Consider the following 16,023-nt stretch of genomic DNA (forward strand, 5'->3'; position numbering starts at 1 on the left):
GACAGCGCGAGCCAAGCAACAATGGCCAGGCCATGGATGCGTCTCGCCGGAACACAGCAGATCGCTGACCAGCGGCCTCAAACTGGATCGACTTTTGGAGTAAACGACTTTGAAACCCCTCGACAACCCGTTCGGCACGAGGTTGTCACCCATGTCTTAGGTACGACCTGTTACCTATGTCTCCGGTCTGGACACTTGAAATAATGGTCGGAGTGGCAGGATTCGAACCTGCGACCCCTGCGTCCGCAGCCCCGACTAGCCGATGGAGTGATCCGCCCCGTTGAGAGAGGGCGAAGGCGATCGATCGGAGGCCAATGTTAAGTGCTGGGCTGGGCCCCCCGGGTTTGATGTCGATGCATTTTGTAATAGGAGATAGTCCTGCAATAACCTGACAAGGGGCAGGGCACGATTCCGAGCTGCTAATGGGAAGCACGCGATGTGATCGCTGCGCAAAGCATTAGGGTCATAACCAAGCGGAGGATTTTTGTACGTAACGTTCCAATCTGTGGCCGGAGCAACACGCTCGGGCGAGTAAAGGCACCGTTCGTACGTCCGGTGCTGTATTGTCGGCGCTCCGCCCAGACTTCGCTATTAATAGTTGGCGAGCAAAGCAAAACTCTTCCTTCGCACTCACATGCTCGGAAAAAGTTCGATATGAATCATGACGACAACGGAAATCGCCATGAAGTATCGCTGATGACGGACGAACAGCTCGAGCTGGCGCACTGCAAGCGACAGATTGCTCGCCTCAAACAGCTGGTTGTGCGCCTTTCTGAAATTGCGTTGCGCAACGTCGTAAGAGAGGCCGAGGATCGAAGATCGGAGCGCGCGTGAATCTCTGGCGGGCCACCGAACGACCGGCCCGGAGGGAAACGAACGTTGCCTCGTAGCGCGCTGTTTGGCACCGTGGTTCCCGCCGGGGGTCAGGGAGCAGCCCCCCCTATCCATAGGGTGGGGCTCCTATTTTGTCGCCCGTGAAGAATTCGGAAGCGATTGATCTGTCGCAGTGATTTGACGCGAGCAAGTATTCGATTTTGCAAGAAAGCCGTGGGTAGGTCCTGGTTTTCTTGCGTTTTTGGATTCCGGATTGGGCGGCTTCGTGATTCCTTTGACGGCGAGATTCGCTGTTGGGGAGAACCCATGAGCCATCCGCGCGACGATCGTCAGGACGATCTGTTTCGTCCATCTCTGGAGAAGATCATCAACCTTCGCCATCCGTTGGTGCGTCTGGCGGCGGAGATCGATTGGGACTTCCTGGCGGGACGCTTCAGTTCGGTCTGTCGCCTCGGGCCGGGGCAGCCACCGTTGCCGACACGATTGGTAGCCGGACTATTCATCCTCAAGCACATGCACAATCTCTCTGACGAGGGGCTGTGCGACAGGTGGGTCGAGAACCCGTATTTTCAGTATTTCTGCGGCGAGGTGGTGTTCCGGCACGACTTGCCATTCGATCGCTCGTCGCTGACCCGCTGGCGCCAGCGGCTGGGTGAGGAGCAGATCGCCGCGCTGTTGCAAGAAAGCCTCTCGGTGGCGCATCGAACTGGGGCAATCGAGACCAAAGATCTCGAGCGGGTCGTTGTGGATACCACCGTACAGGAGAAGGCGATCGCGCATCCGAGCGATGCGCGGCTCATGCACCGGGCGATCGAGAAGCTGGTCGGTTTGGCCAAACGCGAGAGCGTCGAACTGCGCCAAAGCTATCTGCGCGTGGCCAGGCGCGCCGCCATCATGGTGGGACGCTACACGCATGCCCACCAGTTCAAGCGTGCCCGGCGAGAGCTCAAATTCCTGCGCACCCGGCTTGGCCGCATCATCCGTGACATCAGACGCAAGATCGAGGGCGACCCTGCCCTTGAGGATCGCTTTGGTCCGCTGCTCGATCTTGCCCACCGGGTTCGCCATCAAGAGCAGCGTCAGCGCGGTCCCAAGGTCTACTCGTTGCACGCCCCCGAGGTGGAGTGCATCGGCAAAGGCAAGGCCCGAGCACCTTACGAATTTGGCTGCAAAGTCTCGATTGCCACGCCTGCCACCGCGCCCAAAGGCGGGCAGTTCGTACTGGCCAAGGCCCTGCACGGCAATCCCTATGACGGCCACACGCTCGGTCCCGTCATCGCCGACCTCGAAAAGCTCACTGGTGTTGCAGCGCGCCGCATCCACGGCGACAAGGGCTACCGCGGCCACAACTATCCCGACCGGTTCAAGGTCTGGATCAGCGGCCAGGTTCGCCGTGTCACCAAAGCCATCCGCCGCGAGATGCGGCGTCGCGCCGCCGTCGAGCCTGTGATCGGCCATCTCAAGGACGACCACCGAATGCGCCGTAACCATCTCAAGGGTCGCGACGGCGACCGCACCAACGCCGTGCTCGCCGCCGCCGGCTACAACTTCAGCCTGCTCCGCCGCTGGCTCACCGAACTTTTATGCGGCCTGTTATGGATACTCTGTCGCCACCTATCGCAACCACACCTTGCGTAAAACGGTGCTCAGGGACGTTCTTCACGAACGACTATTTTCTAGGCGAAACCCTTTTGAGGGTTCAGATGGCTCGGCTCCGCTGGTTGATCGGACACCGGACATTCGCAGGAAAAGCGTAGAGGACAACTATTGCCGATTGAGTCGATTACGGCGCACAGCATAGTTAGAATGCAACAGCCGACGAATGCATCCGGGGCCTCTTATCGGAAACGGGACAATAGAGATACCAACTCCGGTTGCCGCCTAGTCCCGGCTCGCCAAAGAGGCCTCGAAATGGTTCCGTGCCGTCCCCGACGAAATCTTCATATCGAAGTCAATTTCCTCAGCGCTCTTCCTTCTTACCATAAACGAGCCGAGTCTGAGCGGGCGTCAATCCGAATATCTCCATCACATCTGATCGAACCCGCAATCGCGCCGTCAAACCCCTCGGAGACTCGCCAGTCCGGGGAGCTATGAATTCGACGGCTGGAAACACCTCATGATAGCTATCAGACGAACCTGCCGGGCGCCGCCATTGGCGCAACCCTTGGCTGGCTGACTTCGAACATCAGTTATGGCGCGGACATCATCAAGGCGATCCGGCCGCTGACGAAGAAAATGTTCGACGTGCATCTCATGATCGCGCCGGCACGATCGGCATGACACGAGCTTCGGATCAATGCCGCGTATCTTGATTCGTTTACGATTGGTGGCGGCAAGAGGGACGAATTTGCCGGAGTTCTGCATCATGTGTATTTCGGCATGGGATAAGGGGTCTGACTCACATCTGATGATTTTGTCTGCCGAGTTTGCGGTTCTCCAACGGGGGAATCAGCCATGCCAGTCGGTATTCGAATCTCGTCGCTTGTGCCGAGTGGGTTGGTTATCGAGAGCGTAAGTGATTCATCTGACTGGATTATTTTAGCGTCCGATCCGAGGGCGATGCAGCCGGGTGCCCACTGTGCGGGGCGAAATCGCGCCGAATACATAGCCGATATGACAGACGAGTCGCGGATTTGCCGTGTTCCGGGAAGGAAATACGACTCCGCGTGATCACGCGGCGGTTCGTTTGCGAGGTGCCCCAGTGTCGGCGACGGATTTTCGCTGAACGGTTCGGGGACGATATTCTCCCGACCCCGTCGCGCCCCGCGCATCAATGTACTCGGCAATTTGCTCAGACCGCAAGGTCGAGAGACTGGTCGAGATTGGTCGCCGCGACCAAAAAGCCCTTCGGCTTGATCCGGTCGATGAAGATCAAAACGCTGTTGACCACGCGCCGCAGCTCGTTGTGCTCGCTCGTATCGTCACGCGAGCGCGCCAGGGCATCGAATTCGTCGAGAAAAAGGACGCAGGGCTGCTTGCGCGCGAACTCGAAAATCTTGCGAACGTTGGTCGCGGTTTCGCCGAGATAAGACGAGATCAGGCGGTCGATCTTGACCACGAACAGCGGAAGGCCGAGCTCACCTGCGAAGATCTCGGTGCAAAGAGTCTTGCCGCAGCCCGGAGGTCCGCAGAACAGTAACTTGGACCGTACCGGCAGTCCGCTGCGACGGATATCATCAGCTCGGCGGAATTCCTGGATCAGTCCGGAAAAATCCGGATGTTGGCCTTGCTGAGAACGATGTCGCTCTTGGTATGCTCCGGCTCGACGCGCTCGCCGAAGTCGTTGGCCGCATCCGTGAACGGAACGAGTGGCGCCAGCGCCCGCGGGGGTGGCGCGCGATTCGAGGCATGGTCGAGGGTCTGGCGGAGCGACCGCGCCAGAACGCGGTTGTTCTTCTGCTCCTCCTCCAGAATGATCTGTTCGGCGACAGCCCGGTACTCGTCGTCCCGGCCGTAACTCGCCAACAGCTTTTTCATCAACTCGCCGCGAGCCATTAGCGGTCCACTCATCTATTCTGGCGACAAACATAGTTTTGATCGTCGGTCCCCACCATGCCTTTCAGCCGTTAAAGCGACGTCAACCACAGCCAGATGCAGGCTAACGGCGGCGGTTCGGCCGGGCGGCCTTAGCGAGCCCCGGCGATCCGGCCCTGGCGCGGCAAGTACAGATGTTATACAGCGACTCCGCGCCAGTTGCGAACAACACAGGAACAAGCGATCGTCAGCTCGGGCCGTCGGGGATTAGAATTCGTGTGCCCGCCCCTTGATTGGGCGCCGAGCTGGATTGGGATGGGTGAAGGCTGCCATAGACCTCGTCCAGTCTTCGCGACACGATCACCTTCGCAAGGTCCAGAGCTTGGCGCGGCAGGCTAAAGCCAGAGAACCATTGCCTCGTGCTGGCGAATCGCTTTGCCGAGTACCTGGCCCGGTGAAGATCGTCATGCGCGGGCCCGAAGACAAGGCGGCGGGCATAGGCGGCCTTGGTACACGTCCATCCGGCGTAATTAAAGGACGGCCGAAGCGCAATGGAGGCGGAAAGGATGGCACCCCGCCTTAGGGGCAGTGATAGCGACGCCGGAACGGCGGCCCTTGACAGCGCGTGCAGTTGCGAGACCGGTTAACAAGGCACCCGCGCGACAGGCAGTGCTAGCCATCGCCGCGAAACGACGAGCCCTTCGCGCGAGTGCCTCCGGCAAGGAACACTTAAATGAGCGCGAGGATTGAAGACGAAAGGCCGAGACCGTCCGGGCTCGTTTCACAAAAGCCGGTCCGGTTCGCCGGACGCGCCGCCCTAGAGCCGTTGACCGAAACTATGACAACTACGTCCGGGATTCATTCGCGGCGAGTTAGTGGCAAACCAAGGCCCGGACTTTGCAGTCCTCGTCGCCGGTCTCATCGCATCTGATCAGCGCGCCTTGTTGCGATCGCTCCTCTTCCAATTCACCAATTGGGTAGGACGACCACGCACGTCCCACCCCGCGTCCCCTGCCTATGGCAACGGCGGCGCAAGCGTTATTTTCGTAAGCTGCGATTCGGCAATCCGAGCCGCCGTTGCCGCGACAGTTAAGCAGGGCCCACCATCTAGCGTGCCGTTGTGATCCAGATCCGTACGAGAAACCGATCACGTCATCTGGTTTGGAGTATGCGATGGCCCCGGAGCCGGCGAACGCGGTAGTGTTTGAAATGAACAGCGCGAGGGCGCCGATTATTAGTTTACGCATTCACTTTCCCCCATTTGGATTTGAGCATCGCACCGCTATTGCCCTACGGCGAGATAGAGCAAGGGCCGTGCCAGCGCTCCTGGCGCGCATTAAGCGCCTGATTGTGCTTTGAAACAGTTCGCGATGCGCATACGGCGCACCGTGTTTTGAATCTGACAGCTTTGTGCACCGCTGTCAGAAAGCGGACAAGGATCTGACGCATCCGGACCTTGCCCACGGACTTGATCTGGGTTGAAGGCAATTCCTTTTTGGCAACGCGCGGCGCCCTGGGAAACTTGCGGTGGGCTACCGCCAACTCCTGCGAGAGGATTTCACGGTCCAAGCCGCGTTACAGCAAACTAGGGCGATGCGGCGCAAGTCATTGAGCCGGCAAAAGCAGCGTCCGATGACATTTCGGCCTCTGTAGACGCATTTGTTGAAGCGATGAATGACGACACGGTTGGATTTATTGGGAATGACGGGCCTGGCACCGCGACCAGCGATTTCGGCGCGAAGGTTGTCCCCGTCCTACCCTTTGTCTGCGAGAAGCGCGCTCAGGGTGGTGCGAGCGCCAGAACATCGGGCGCGGCAGCGATGTCGGCATCCTGACCTGGGTCAGCAGGACGATCGGTCGGCGATGCTGATCGCTCAGCGCATGGATTTTTGTCGTACGGCCTCCCCGCGAGCGGCCGATTGCCTGATTGTGCTCCCCCTTTTCCGCCGGAGGCACACCGATGAGCTTTGATCGAAGTCGAGTCGAGCGACAGCACGACGGCATCTTTGCCCGGTTTGGCCGGTGCTTGAAAGATTGGGCACCATCGTTCGCGCTTGGCCCAGCGATTGAAGCGATTGTAGGTCGTCGTGTAAGGACCGTATTGGCGCGGACAATCACGGCATGCCGCCCCCGATTGCAGCATGTGAACAATACCGCTGATGATGCGCCGATCGTCGTCCCGATCCGGCCCCGTCGGTCCCGTCGGCAGATGAGGTTGGATACGACCCCATTACCTGTCATTCAGCCAAAACAAACCTGCGAGCATTCTCTTGCCCCCGAATCAAGAACACGGACGCAAGAGAAACACGCGGCGCTTGAGGTGAGCCCGACGCACGATACCACTCGCCTCGAGAAACAAACCACGTACCAGAGGTGTCAATGCACCGCCTCCCGCCATCTCCGACCCTGTGATGCCAATACATCCCGACGTGCTTGAGGTGGCGGCAGTACCTTAGATTTCATAAGGCTGCCTTCTCATTTCCCAGAGAGCTTAAATCGCACGTAGCGTCACCTTGTACGATATCGGTCGGGTAGAGTTACGCCTCCTATCGCGCAGTTGTGACGACATTTTCACGGACGTTCGACTTGTGGACACAATAGCGCCAATGGCATGAGTGATGCTTGTTGGAATAAACGAGACGTTAGATCAACCCACCCATGCATGTGCACTCGGCGGCCGCCCGACCCTGCTGGTCGACGGCGGTAACGGGGGAGAGCCGCGGTGCTGTCTTTATCTGTCGCGGCCGAGTTTGCGACCGTGCCGCAAAGCGACGATCAGCGGCGCATCGAGAATGATGCGTGAGCAATCCGGCATGAGGGATTCAAATCGACCTCCCCTCAAGATCTCTTTCTTCCAAACAGTGGAGCGCGGAAAGTGGACAATATAGACGCGATGGCTCGACAGGAACTGCGTTCTGCAATCACTGGCGGCAGGATTTTGGAGATAACTACGACAACGGGCTGTGTCGTCGGATGTTCTTATTGCCCGCAGGACAAGTTTGCCGAACGCCAGAGAGAAATATCCGAGGTGAAGGATCTCTCTCTCCAAGATTTCAAGCGGTGCCTGGCGCGCGTACCAGCCGCTGTCGACATCAGCTTTTCCGGCTACTCCGAGCCTTGGCTCAATCCGGCTTGCACCGAAATGGTTGAGCACGCCTACGCGTGTGGCCATGGCATCCGGATTTTAACAAGCCTGGTAGGAATGAACGGCCAGGATCTACGACGCTTGCTTGCGCTGCAGTTCCGCGTTTTCCTGGTGCATGTTTTTGATGACGGCACACACATGGATAGTAGTCTCGTCAGGCGCAACTATGTCGATTTGATGCGCCAACTTGTCGATTCCGACATTTCATCATTGCTCTTCATAGTCAGGGGCGAGGTTCATCCAGAACTTGTCGACATCATTCCTGAGGAAGTGCTGGTCCGCTCGCGTCCGCCTCACAGCAGCGCTGGCGGCGGCGAGCTCAAGGTGGTTGGAGCACGACAGCCACTCGTCGGAGCACTGGCGTGTCCTGACGAACGGCAGTATCGCAATGTTCTTCTCCCAAACGGCGACGTTACTTTCTGCTGCATGGACTTTGAGCGACGACATGTTTTGGGCAACCTCCTCCGCGACACGTACAAGGATCTCTTCGAAGGGGCGAGTTTTTGCGAGATTTCCGATCGCATGAACGGAGCGGACGGCTTTCTGCTTTGTCGATCGTGTCAATTCGCCGAGGCCATAACGTTGCAATGCTGATGTTTGAGAGAAGTTGACCCTGCCCGATCGAAGCGTTCGCAAGCTTTGGCGAGGACGGCCAGCTCATCATCAGCCGCGGGACGACCCTGCCATGAAGGGAGGGTCGCCATGGCCTTGAGCATTTTGTTGGCCGCGGGCCTGCTGGAGGTCGGCTGCGCAATCGGCCTCAAATACGCCGACGGCTTCAGCAAGCTCTTTCCGTCCGTGCTCACGCTCGCGGCAATGGCCGGCGGCGTGATCCTGCTCGGCGTTGCCCTGAAGACGCTGCCCATTGGAACTGCCTATGCGGTCTGGACCGGCATTGGTGCGGTCGGGCCCGCAGCGCTCGGCATTATCCTCTTCGGGAAGCCGGCCGCCGCGTTTCGCGTTGCCAGCATGGGACTGATCGTCGCCGGCATTGTCGGGCTGAAGTTCGTGTCCTGACGAGAACATGGAAAGCATTGACGCCCACCAGGTCAGCGCCGCAACAATCGCCGAGGGCGGCACCGTGATTGTCAGGCATAGACAATTGAGCTGGCCGCGTTCCCAGCGCACCGCCGAGGATACGGCGCCGAGAATGGCGGGGTGATGGTGTGGCCAGAAAAGTCGCCGTGAACCAGATGCCGATGCAAGCCCTCTGGGCCGAGACCTGCTGACCGCGACCCTCAGTGTCGCAATGCGGAAGCCCAGGGTGCGGACGATACGCCAGTCGCCAATCGGGCGTGTCCGGCCATCGCGTCTGGCACGATAGCACCCCCCGGAATGGCACGAACAATTCGCTGCCGAGATCGCCGTGCGAACGGAACAGCAATGCGCCGCCAGCTGTGCGGCTGATGCTCCCGGCGGCCACGAAAGCTCGCTTGCCGGAGTCAGACGATGGTGCACAGTGCAAGCATGGTCAACACCACGATCAATCCAGGCACGGCTTCTTCTGGCATAGCTCTTGCTGTCGAAATGTCGCAGACGAAGCGAAGGCTGAGTGCACACCGGTCCGCTCTGGCAAAAAGGGGAATTTACCAGTGGACCGACGGCGGGGACGGTGAACTAGCCGAAGGCGGCCGGACGGCGCGGGGGCGCACGGGCATTCTCCAAGTGATCGGCAATGCGCTCCTGGTTCAGCAGCGCGTCGCGGGCCGCGTCGCAATTGCCGAAAAGCCCGACGCACTCTGGGAGAAGCCGGAGCTCGAGCGGCTCTATTCGCGTCTGAAAGACGAATACGAACTGAAGGAGCGTCTTGAGACGCTTGACCGCAAGCTGTCGGCCATCTCCGGAACGGCTAACGCACTGACGGACATTGTCGACCCACGGCGCTCGCTGCGTCTTGAGTGGATTATAGTCGTGCTGATCGTGATGGAAGTTGGGATCGGATGCTTTCAAATTATTACAGCAGCTCACTGAAGTGCCGCTGCTCGTAGCATGCAAGGCGCTTGCGTGGGCTTTGAGCGGGCTTGTTGACTGACCTGGCCGGCATTGGCGCGCGACGCGCCGCTCCGCCGCACTCAGCCGCAAGTTTCGGCCAGGTCTTCGCCGTGTTCGTGGCGCGAGGTTCGGCGATGTCTGTGCGGCTCGCGAATCCAGCAAATAGCCGAGGCGAGTTCGGCGCATTTCCCCGGTATAGAGATAATGGGTGTATGGCAGACGCATGGCGGAGCGTTCATCTCGGCGATCCGGCGCCACGCGAGATGGTCCTTTGCCCGGTTTGCAGCGGACCGCCACTGAGCTTGTCTGCTATTGTCGACTGGGTCGGGGAACATTTGCTAGATCTTCCTGGGTCCTCCACCAACGTGCACCCAGCGACTCGCGGTACGGCCGATTTCAACCAGAGCGCCTCGCCGAGTTGAGCGGCGCGTTTCGCCGCTCTGGCGCAACAAGGGAACTGCGCCGCGACTTTCGACGCGGTCTTGGCCTCGCAAGCAGGCGCCGAGATTTCTGAGATCCCGTTCCCAGTGGACATTCCGACTGCAGGGAGTGTCCCCGCGAGCGCCCTGGACATTCACGCGCGGTCGGCAGCTCCACCCAAATCCGCTGCCGAACCGATCCCGGCATGGCGATCCTTCGCTGGCGTACTCAAGAGCCCGGCGAGCCTGAGACCTTCAAGGACTCCTTCGAGCCGCTGTTCGCGAAGGGTTGCGGCAAACAGCGAAACAGCCTCCTCCCGATGGACGGTGAAGCAGACGTCAGGCGCTCGCTGAACCAAGACATCCAGCAAGCTCGGAAGCTTGGCAGCGTGGCGGCGTAGAATCGAGACCATATCATTCGCGAGATAGGTCGCCAAATCGGCATTCGCCGGCGGGTCAAAGTCGAGGTCGAACTCGGCGCGCTTGTCGATCGCCTGCCGTATCAACTCGCCCTGCCGTCTTGCATTCATCGAGAGCATGAACACCGCATCCGCGAGCTCCTCGCGCGGCAAACCTCTCAGTTCGGCTATGCGCGCCTGGATGTCACCAGCCGAACTCTGACGACGTGCCTCTGCTCGCCGCGCGTTAGCGGCTGCCCTGCTCTTTTGTACTCGAACCATGGCTATGCTCTCCGGCCGACGATATATCCCGCCGATACAGCCGAATGAAAGTGCAAAATTGTGTGCTGCATGTGCGCAGCCCGCCTGACGATCGCGGAGCCGGCGGTCGCGCAAAGGACTCTGGATGGCGCAAATTCCGTGATCTGCTCTTGCTTTTCTCAGCTGTCGGTCGGCGGCTGTGGGCGAGCGAAGTCAAGCTTCGAGCATTTCGTACGCAGGTGTTGGGCAGCGCCGCGAGGCGGTCGCAGCAGGCGGATCTCCGCCAGCCCTTCCAAAGAGGACCAAACCGACCAGAGAGTTTGGCAAGAGAAACAAGATCCGTCGACCAGATACGAGATGGACGATCGAATCTTACAAATGCGCGGCCCCCTTGCTTCGGATCCGCTCGCTTTGGTTATCTTCGGGCATACTATCGCGAAACGTGACAAGCTGCGGTTGTCCAGCACGCAAGGGCCCGCCCGGTAGATGGAAAGATTACGACCCGTAAATGTGCCCGGGTGAAATCTCGATGTCGCGCTGATCTCTTGCATCGAGAACGCTGGATCGGGCCAAGGTCAGGTCCTTCCCTGGACCTTCAGCCAAATTTGAATAGAACACCGTAACCACCGCGTGGGTAGCTCCACTCGATATCACCGCTTTCTTCGCAGATTACCCGGCAGGTGCCGCACTCGATACACCCGTCGACTGTAACCTCAACATGGCCTTTATCGTTGAGCTCGTAGCACCGCGCAGGGCAGGCCTTCAGCATCGATAAGAGCCGCGGCGATGGCGTGGTGTGCGGCCGCACCTTGATATGGGCGGGGCCGGAATCAACGAGATAACGGTTGTAGAATAGTTTGTCCTCGACACGTCCGGATGGCTCGCTCGGCACGTTTTTGGCTCCTTCGTTCATCGTCATCTGCTTTGTCATCAGCGCCAGGCGCGCGCAATGCGCAGGGCATCGCTGAACAGTCCACTCCATGACCGCGCCTTGATGAACGACTTCAGCATTAGCTTCTCCTTCTCGAGCTTTGGTGTGCCGTCGACGCGCACGTAGTCCTGCATCGCCTTCGAGAAGAGTTGCGGATATGTGAGAAAGAAGTTCTGGGAGTGGGTATGCAACAGTGCCGGCATATCCTTGTACTTCTTCAGGTCCTTGATCACGAAGGAATCGGTCAGCATTTTGTTGAAAAGTGAAAGGTTTTTGGCCGTCATTGGAGCTTTTCGCGATTTGATGAGACATATCGCTTCCGCCGCGATACGGCCGGAGGTCATCGCCAGGTTGGACCCCTCGCGATGGATGGCGTTGTTGAGCTGGGCGGCGTCTCCAACGACGAGCCAGCCCTCCCCACAAAGCTGCGGGATGGCCTTGTACCCACCTTCGGGGATCAAATGCGCGGAATATTCCTTTACTTCCGAACCCTCGATCAGCGGCGCGACCGAGGGGTGACGCTTGAAGTTCTCCAGCAGGCCGTAGGGCGTCTCGCCGGTACGCTGGAAGTCGGCAACGAGACACCCAATACCCAGCGAGATGCATTCCTTGTTGGCATAGATGAAACCCATACCGGTCATGCCGCGGGAGATGGTTCCGGCGGCTTCGATGACGAGCCCCTCGTCGCCCTTGAGATTGAAGCGAGCATCGATTGTCTCGCGCGACAGGAAGTGCATTTCCTTGACCGCGAGTGCCACCTTATCCGCTTTCGGCCGCCCTCTTAAGCCTGCACGCGTCCCGAGCACCCCGTTCACCCCCTCCGCCAGCACGACGACATCTGCATGGATTTCTCCCCCCTCGCGGTCTGTGCGCACCCCGACGACCCTCCCATGGGAATCCCGGAGGAGCTCGGTCACCGTGGTCTCGCAGAGCACCGTGGCGCCGGCCTCGCGAACCTTCTGCGAGAACCATTTATCGAATTGGGCCCGGATGATGGTGTAGCGGTTCGGCTTCTCCTCATTGAAATCATCGGAGCGATAGTGAAGCCCGGTGTGCGAACGCTCGTCCACGATCCAGAAGCGTTGCTCGACCAGATGCCGCTCAAGCGGCGCATCTTCTCGGAAATTCGGGATCAGCTTCTCCAGCATGTCGGCATAAAGGATGGCGCCCTGCACGTTCTTGGACCCCGAATACTCGCCGCGCTCCAGCTGCAGCACTTTGAGGCCCCGCTCGGCCATGGTAAGCGCCGCCGCATTCCCGCCCATGCCAGCACCGACGACGATCGCGTCGAATTTTTCCTCGATCATAACAAGCTCCCCTAGCCGGCGATGCGGTCGTGCGAGTGCGGCGACAGCCGCGCGCGGAATGCAGAGGTCAATGCCGGCAACAGTCGAATGGCGTCGGTGACGATGCCGATATGGGCGAAGTCGAAGATCGGGGCATTCTTGTCGGTATTGATCGCAACGATGAGGTCGCCCCCCTCTACGCCAACGCGATGCTGGATCGCTCCGGAAATACCGGCCGCGATATAAAGCTTTGGCCGAATGGTTTTCCCGGTCTGGCCGATTTGCCGGTCCGAGGTGACCCAGCCCTTCTGGACCAGCGGCCGCGAGCAGCCATATTCGGCGCCAAGCACGTCTGCAAGCTGCTGTACGAGTTGGAAGTTCTCGGGCGATCCCAGACCAAGCCCTCCAGCGACGACCACGTCGGCATAGGCAAGGTTGGACTTCATAGAATCGCGGTCGGGCAGGAACGACAGGACTTTTGTGACGATATCCTCTTCTACAAGCCCGAGCGGATGCGAGATCACGCGCGAGACGGCGCCCGTCACGCGCTCGGGCATTGGCATCACCCGCGGGCGGACGGTTGCCATCTGTGGACGATAATTGAGTGTATAGATAGTGCACAACAGTGAGCCGCCAAACGTCGGCCGGGTCGCTGCAAGCGAGCCGTCGGCATCGACATCGAGCTCGGTGCAGTCGGCGGTAAGGCCGGTGAGCAGTGTGGTGGCCACTGAGCCGGCGAGGTCGCGGCCGAGTGTAGTTGCCCCTAGGAGTAGGATTTCCGGCTTGTAAATGTTGACCAGCTCAGACAGGGCCTTGGTATAGGACTCGTTGCGATAATCGGCCAAGAGATTGTCCGCGACGATATAGGCGAGGTCGCCGCCGTAGCAGAAGGATTCGGCGACAGCCTGCTGCGTTGTCTCGCCGACCGGGCCAATGACGACCGCGGCGAGATCGACGTTGAGCTTATCGGCGAGTCGGCGGCCGGCTCCCATCAGCTCCCAGGAGACGGGATGCACAACCCCGCGTTCCTGCTCGATGAAGACCCAGACGTGCCTATAGGCCTTAAATCGTTCGGGCAGCTCCCTCTTGGTCGCCGCGCGACCACCACCCGCGGCCGGAGCTGCGCTATTGGGTGCGGTGCTCATCATGTGTACTCCCATCCGTGTTCAGTAACGGCTCGCCAGCGAAGCGTGCTCCGCCTTTGAGCTTCGACTTCGCGCTTGAAGATCTCAGTTAAATTTTCAACCGGGTGCCCGCCGTCATTGTGCCAGCACCGCCTGGCAGCAGCGCGGGCCAAGACAGACATCGGTCAATGTGTGGATGACCCCGGAAGCGCGCTTCGGGTTCTTTCCGGGTTCGGCATTCTGGGGCCACCATTTGGCAATGAGCGCTGGTGTGGCATCCAAGCGCGCGGTCCCGTGATCCGATGGATGGGTCCCCCTCATCGTCCAGATGCAACCGAGCTGGAAGGGATCGAGGACCCTGCCAGAGGCTCGGCTGATATCATTGTGGGACGCGTGCTTGGTGGTGAAAACGCGATCCACTGCTCCGAATGGCCTCGAGATCCTGCCGATTGCAGCGAGAGGCCAACAACTCTTGCCGAGGGCACGAGCGCCGGCGGTCAAGCCGCCCGTCAACGGTGCCACACGGGCGGCGCTGGGCAGCAAGGGCTGCCGCCGCCACACTTCGGCCAGGGATCGGCGAACGGCGGTGATTTCGTCGACGAACCTTTGGCGCGGATCAAGCGCAGCTTTCAGCTCAGCCGGACATGCGACAATCACTTTGGCATGGCGACGCATCATCGCGCGCAAACCTGCGCGGCGTCAAAAACGAGCTCGATGCGGATCAAGATGTGCATGCGCTTCTCCAGACTAGCGGAGCTTATGTCAGCAAATGTCGTACCAAATGCGCATGCGATGAAAATTGGCCGCCAGTACAGAATCTTGCTGAAGGAAATCGGCTTGGCAGCCTCTGGCGAGGATGGGAACATTCGATAACGGTGCTGACGCATGTCCGGAAGGCGACAGAAGGCGGTCATCCGAACGTTGATGCGCTTTCCTTGCCCAATGTGTGCCCCCCCGCCGGCGTACGGTCACAGGAGATAGGTGCACCCTGGCCACCAGCTTCAAACGCTGGAAATACGCGGGCTAAGCCGTGATTGGCCGTTAAGGAGCCGAGAGTAACATCTGCGGATCCGCCGGCCGTAGCTTCAACTTCGGCTTGAATCGATGGCCTGCGTGGCGGCAGGCTCCGTGAACTTACACGGGCGAGAGCACGACCGGTAAGCTCAATTTATTCCAAGGATCCGAGCTGAACCAATGCTGGATGCTTGTTGGCTCGTTGTGCGGCCGCATCCTTCAGGACTTTGAATACGCGTTGTTCGATGGGGGAGGACGTGACGAAGTCGGCATAGGCGCGCTCAAGCGTGGCTTTGCAGCGCAAGGCGATGTCGGGATCGGATGCACCGCTCAACGTCTCGCACGCGAGGTATTGACCCATGCGACGCAGAATGTGCAGCCGCGCCACGTTGACGATTTTCGCCTCGTACTCGACGCCGAGCAGCTCAAAAAACTCCTCTGCCGCCGAGGCCTTGTTCAATCGCGCAAGAATCCCGTCCGTCGTCATTGTCATCTCCGTGATCCCGGCCCCCGCCAGCGCACGCGCGATCGAGACCTTTTCCGTGGTCGTGAAGGCCATGCCGGGTGCCTGTTTGCCGTCGCGCAAGGTCGTGTCGTTGAGAACTATGGATCTGAACCGATGTTCGTCGGCAATGGTCTTGGCGGCAACGAACGCCGTCAGCGGCTCCGTATGTTGTTCCGGGAGCTTCAGCAACTGCCGTGCCAACTTGTCCGATTCCCGAGAACCTCTGAATGAGTATTTTAGCTTACCCGAGTGTGTCGCAAACCCGACGGTTAAAAACGGCGGAGCGTCAGGTTTGGTGTGCTCGCGACCGAGTTGACGGCAGGCGCCGAGGCTGCAAGCTCCCTAGCCAGGCGCCGGTTCGAGCATCAGCTCAAGCTGCAGCACTTCGTGGAAGGTGGGTGCACTCTGGATGCGTGAAGAAGTAGTTTGAGCCGCCGGTTTGTCCAATCACAGCTCCGCGTTCGTAACAAGTTCAGTCGGCGCGATCATCAGGCGCATGTTGGCCTCGCTCGCACGTCAAGAAGGAGCATTTTGGGCGGCAAATGTGACCGTCACCCCCGCCAAACGTCAACCCGCGACCATCAGGCACAGCCGCGGCGGCCGTAGGCTCGCTGCGCGCAATCGTTTACCCCGGTGTCCT

At 59.6% G+C, this 16,023-nt stretch carries 13 protein-coding genes and 4 pseudogenes; 7 read left to right on the top strand and 10 right to left on the bottom strand.

All coding sequences use genetic code 11. The features are described 5' to 3' along the window. The first annotated feature begins 654 nt into the window (after positions 1 to 654). The 3 genes and pseudogenes from ABIB90_RS35485 to ABIB90_RS35495 all read left to right on the top strand — a co-directional run. Positions 655 to 834 (top strand): hypothetical protein, encoded by a 180-nt coding sequence (locus tag ABIB90_RS35485; RefSeq protein ID WP_354101570.1) that lies wholly within the window; start codon positions 655 to 657, stop codon positions 832 to 834. Positions 835 to 1,140: 306 nt separating this feature from the next. Beyond that, a complete protein-coding gene (locus ABIB90_RS35490) occupies positions 1,141 to 2,472 on the top strand; it encodes an IS5 family transposase (RefSeq protein ID WP_354202429.1) in 1,332 nt (443 codons plus the stop codon). A 528-nt stretch (positions 2,473 to 3,000) separates the two neighbouring features. Next, positions 3,001 to 3,102, top strand: a pseudogene (locus tag ABIB90_RS35495) (ribulose-phosphate 3-epimerase); the annotation flags it as partial. A gap of 523 nt (positions 3,103 to 3,625) precedes the next feature. Here ABIB90_RS35495 and ABIB90_RS35500 read toward each other — a convergent pair. The 4 genes and pseudogenes from ABIB90_RS35500 to ABIB90_RS35515 all read right to left on the bottom strand — a co-directional run. After that, a complete protein-coding gene (locus tag ABIB90_RS35500) occupies positions 3,626 to 4,036 on the bottom strand; it encodes an AAA family ATPase (protein ID WP_354130031.1) in 411 nt (136 codons plus the stop codon). Continuing rightward, positions 4,033 to 4,311, bottom strand: coding sequence for a hypothetical protein (locus ABIB90_RS35505; RefSeq protein WP_354101632.1), 279 nt, complete (start codon positions 4,309 to 4,311; stop codon positions 4,033 to 4,035). Before ABIB90_RS35505 ends, ABIB90_RS35500 begins: the two co-directional genes overlap by 4 nt. 869 nt (positions 4,312 to 5,180) lie before the next feature. Next, a complete protein-coding gene (locus ABIB90_RS35510; protein WP_354101569.1) occupies positions 5,181 to 5,555 on the bottom strand; it encodes a DUF4189 domain-containing protein in 375 nt (124 codons plus the stop codon). A 339-nt stretch (positions 5,556 to 5,894) separates the two neighbouring features. Then, positions 5,895 to 6,593 (bottom strand): annotated as a pseudogene (locus ABIB90_RS35515) (IS5 family transposase); the annotation flags it as partial. Between the two features lie 590 nt (positions 6,594 to 7,183). Between ABIB90_RS35515 and ABIB90_RS35520 the strand changes: the two are divergent. The 3 genes and pseudogenes from ABIB90_RS35520 to ABIB90_RS35530 form a co-directional block, all read left to right on the top strand. Next, entirely contained in the window at positions 7,184 to 8,047 is an 864-nt protein-coding gene (locus tag ABIB90_RS35520; RefSeq protein ID WP_354202430.1) for a radical SAM/SPASM domain-containing protein, read from the top strand. Positions 8,048 to 8,155: 108 nt separating this feature from the next. Continuing rightward, the gene (locus ABIB90_RS35525; RefSeq protein ID WP_354101567.1) at positions 8,156 to 8,470 is read left to right on the top strand and encodes an SMR family transporter; all 315 of its coding nucleotides are present in this window, start codon (positions 8,156 to 8,158) and stop codon (positions 8,468 to 8,470) included. 594 nt (positions 8,471 to 9,064) lie between these two features. Next, a pseudogene (locus ABIB90_RS35530) lies at positions 9,065 to 9,424 on the top strand (RMD1 family protein); the annotation flags it as partial. A 595-nt stretch (positions 9,425 to 10,019) separates the two neighbouring features. Here the strand turns inward: ABIB90_RS35530 and ABIB90_RS35535 are convergent. The 4 genes from ABIB90_RS35535 to ABIB90_RS35550 form a co-directional block, all read right to left on the bottom strand. Further along, entirely contained in the window at positions 10,020 to 10,658 is a 639-nt protein-coding gene (locus ABIB90_RS35535; protein WP_354202431.1) for a hypothetical protein, read from the bottom strand. 460 nt (positions 10,659 to 11,118) lie between these two features. Then, on the bottom strand, positions 11,119 to 11,436 hold the full coding sequence (locus tag ABIB90_RS35540) for a ferredoxin family protein (RefSeq protein WP_462676083.1): 318 nt from the start codon (positions 11,434 to 11,436) through the stop codon (positions 11,119 to 11,121). Positions 11,437 to 11,453: 17 nt separating this feature from the next. Then, positions 11,454 to 12,761, bottom strand: coding sequence for an FAD-dependent oxidoreductase (locus tag ABIB90_RS35545; protein WP_354202432.1), 1,308 nt, complete (start codon positions 12,759 to 12,761; stop codon positions 11,454 to 11,456). A gap of 11 nt (positions 12,762 to 12,772) precedes the next feature. Then, the gene (locus ABIB90_RS35550; RefSeq protein WP_354101470.1) at positions 12,773 to 13,888 is read right to left on the bottom strand and encodes an electron transfer flavoprotein subunit alpha/FixB family protein; all 1,116 of its coding nucleotides are present in this window, start codon (positions 13,886 to 13,888) and stop codon (positions 12,773 to 12,775) included. Between the two features lie 72 nt (positions 13,889 to 13,960). Between ABIB90_RS35550 and ABIB90_RS35555 the strand changes: the two genes are divergently transcribed. Continuing rightward, positions 13,961 to 14,737, top strand: a complete 777-nt coding sequence (locus ABIB90_RS35555) for a hypothetical protein (protein ID WP_354101469.1) — start codon at positions 13,961 to 13,963, stop codon at positions 14,735 to 14,737. Between the two features lie 295 nt (positions 14,738 to 15,032). Here ABIB90_RS35555 and nifW read toward each other — a convergent pair whose 3' ends face one another. Further along, entirely contained in the window at positions 15,033 to 15,365 is a 333-nt protein-coding gene (gene nifW, locus ABIB90_RS35560) for a nitrogenase stabilizing/protective protein NifW (RefSeq protein WP_354101476.1), read from the bottom strand. A gap of 9 nt (positions 15,366 to 15,374) precedes the next feature. After that, a pseudogene (locus tag ABIB90_RS35565) lies at positions 15,375 to 15,584 on the bottom strand (hydroxymethylglutaryl-CoA lyase-like TIM-barrel protein); the annotation flags it as partial. Positions 15,585 to 16,023 lie beyond the last annotated feature (439 nt).

Origin of the sequence: Bradyrhizobium sp. JR4.1 (genome assembly GCF_040548605.1) — a bacterium.
GTDB lineage: Bacteria > Pseudomonadota > Alphaproteobacteria > Rhizobiales > Xanthobacteraceae > Bradyrhizobium > Bradyrhizobium canariense.

Coding starts and splice junctions, on each gene's coding strand:
- ABIB90_RS35485 (WP_354101570.1), top strand. CDS start 655: ATGAATCATGACGACAACGGAAATCGCCATGAAGTATCGCTGATGACG.
- ABIB90_RS35490 (WP_354202429.1), top strand. CDS start 1,141: ATGAGCCATCCGCGCGACGATCGTCAGGACGATCTGTTTCGTCCATCT.
- ABIB90_RS35505 (WP_354101632.1), bottom strand. CDS start 4,311: ATGAAAAAGCTGTTGGCGAGTTACGGCCGGGACGACGAGTACCGGGCT.
- ABIB90_RS35510 (WP_354101569.1), bottom strand. CDS start 5,555: ATGCGTAAACTAATAATCGGCGCCCTCGCGCTGTTCATTTCAAACACT.
- ABIB90_RS35525 (WP_354101567.1), top strand. CDS start 8,156: ATGGCCTTGAGCATTTTGTTGGCCGCGGGCCTGCTGGAGGTCGGCTGC.
- ABIB90_RS35540 (WP_462676083.1), bottom strand. CDS start 11,436: ATGAACGAAGGAGCCAAAAACGTGCCGAGCGAGCCATCCGGACGTGTC.
- ABIB90_RS35545 (WP_354202432.1), bottom strand. CDS start 12,761: ATGATCGAGGAAAAATTCGACGCGATCGTCGTCGGTGCTGGCATGGGC.
- ABIB90_RS35550 (WP_354101470.1), bottom strand. CDS start 13,888: ATGATGAGCACCGCACCCAATAGCGCAGCTCCGGCCGCGGGTGGTGGT.
- nifW (WP_354101476.1), bottom strand. CDS start 15,365: ATGACGACGGACGGGATTCTTGCGCGATTGAACAAGGCCTCGGCGGCA.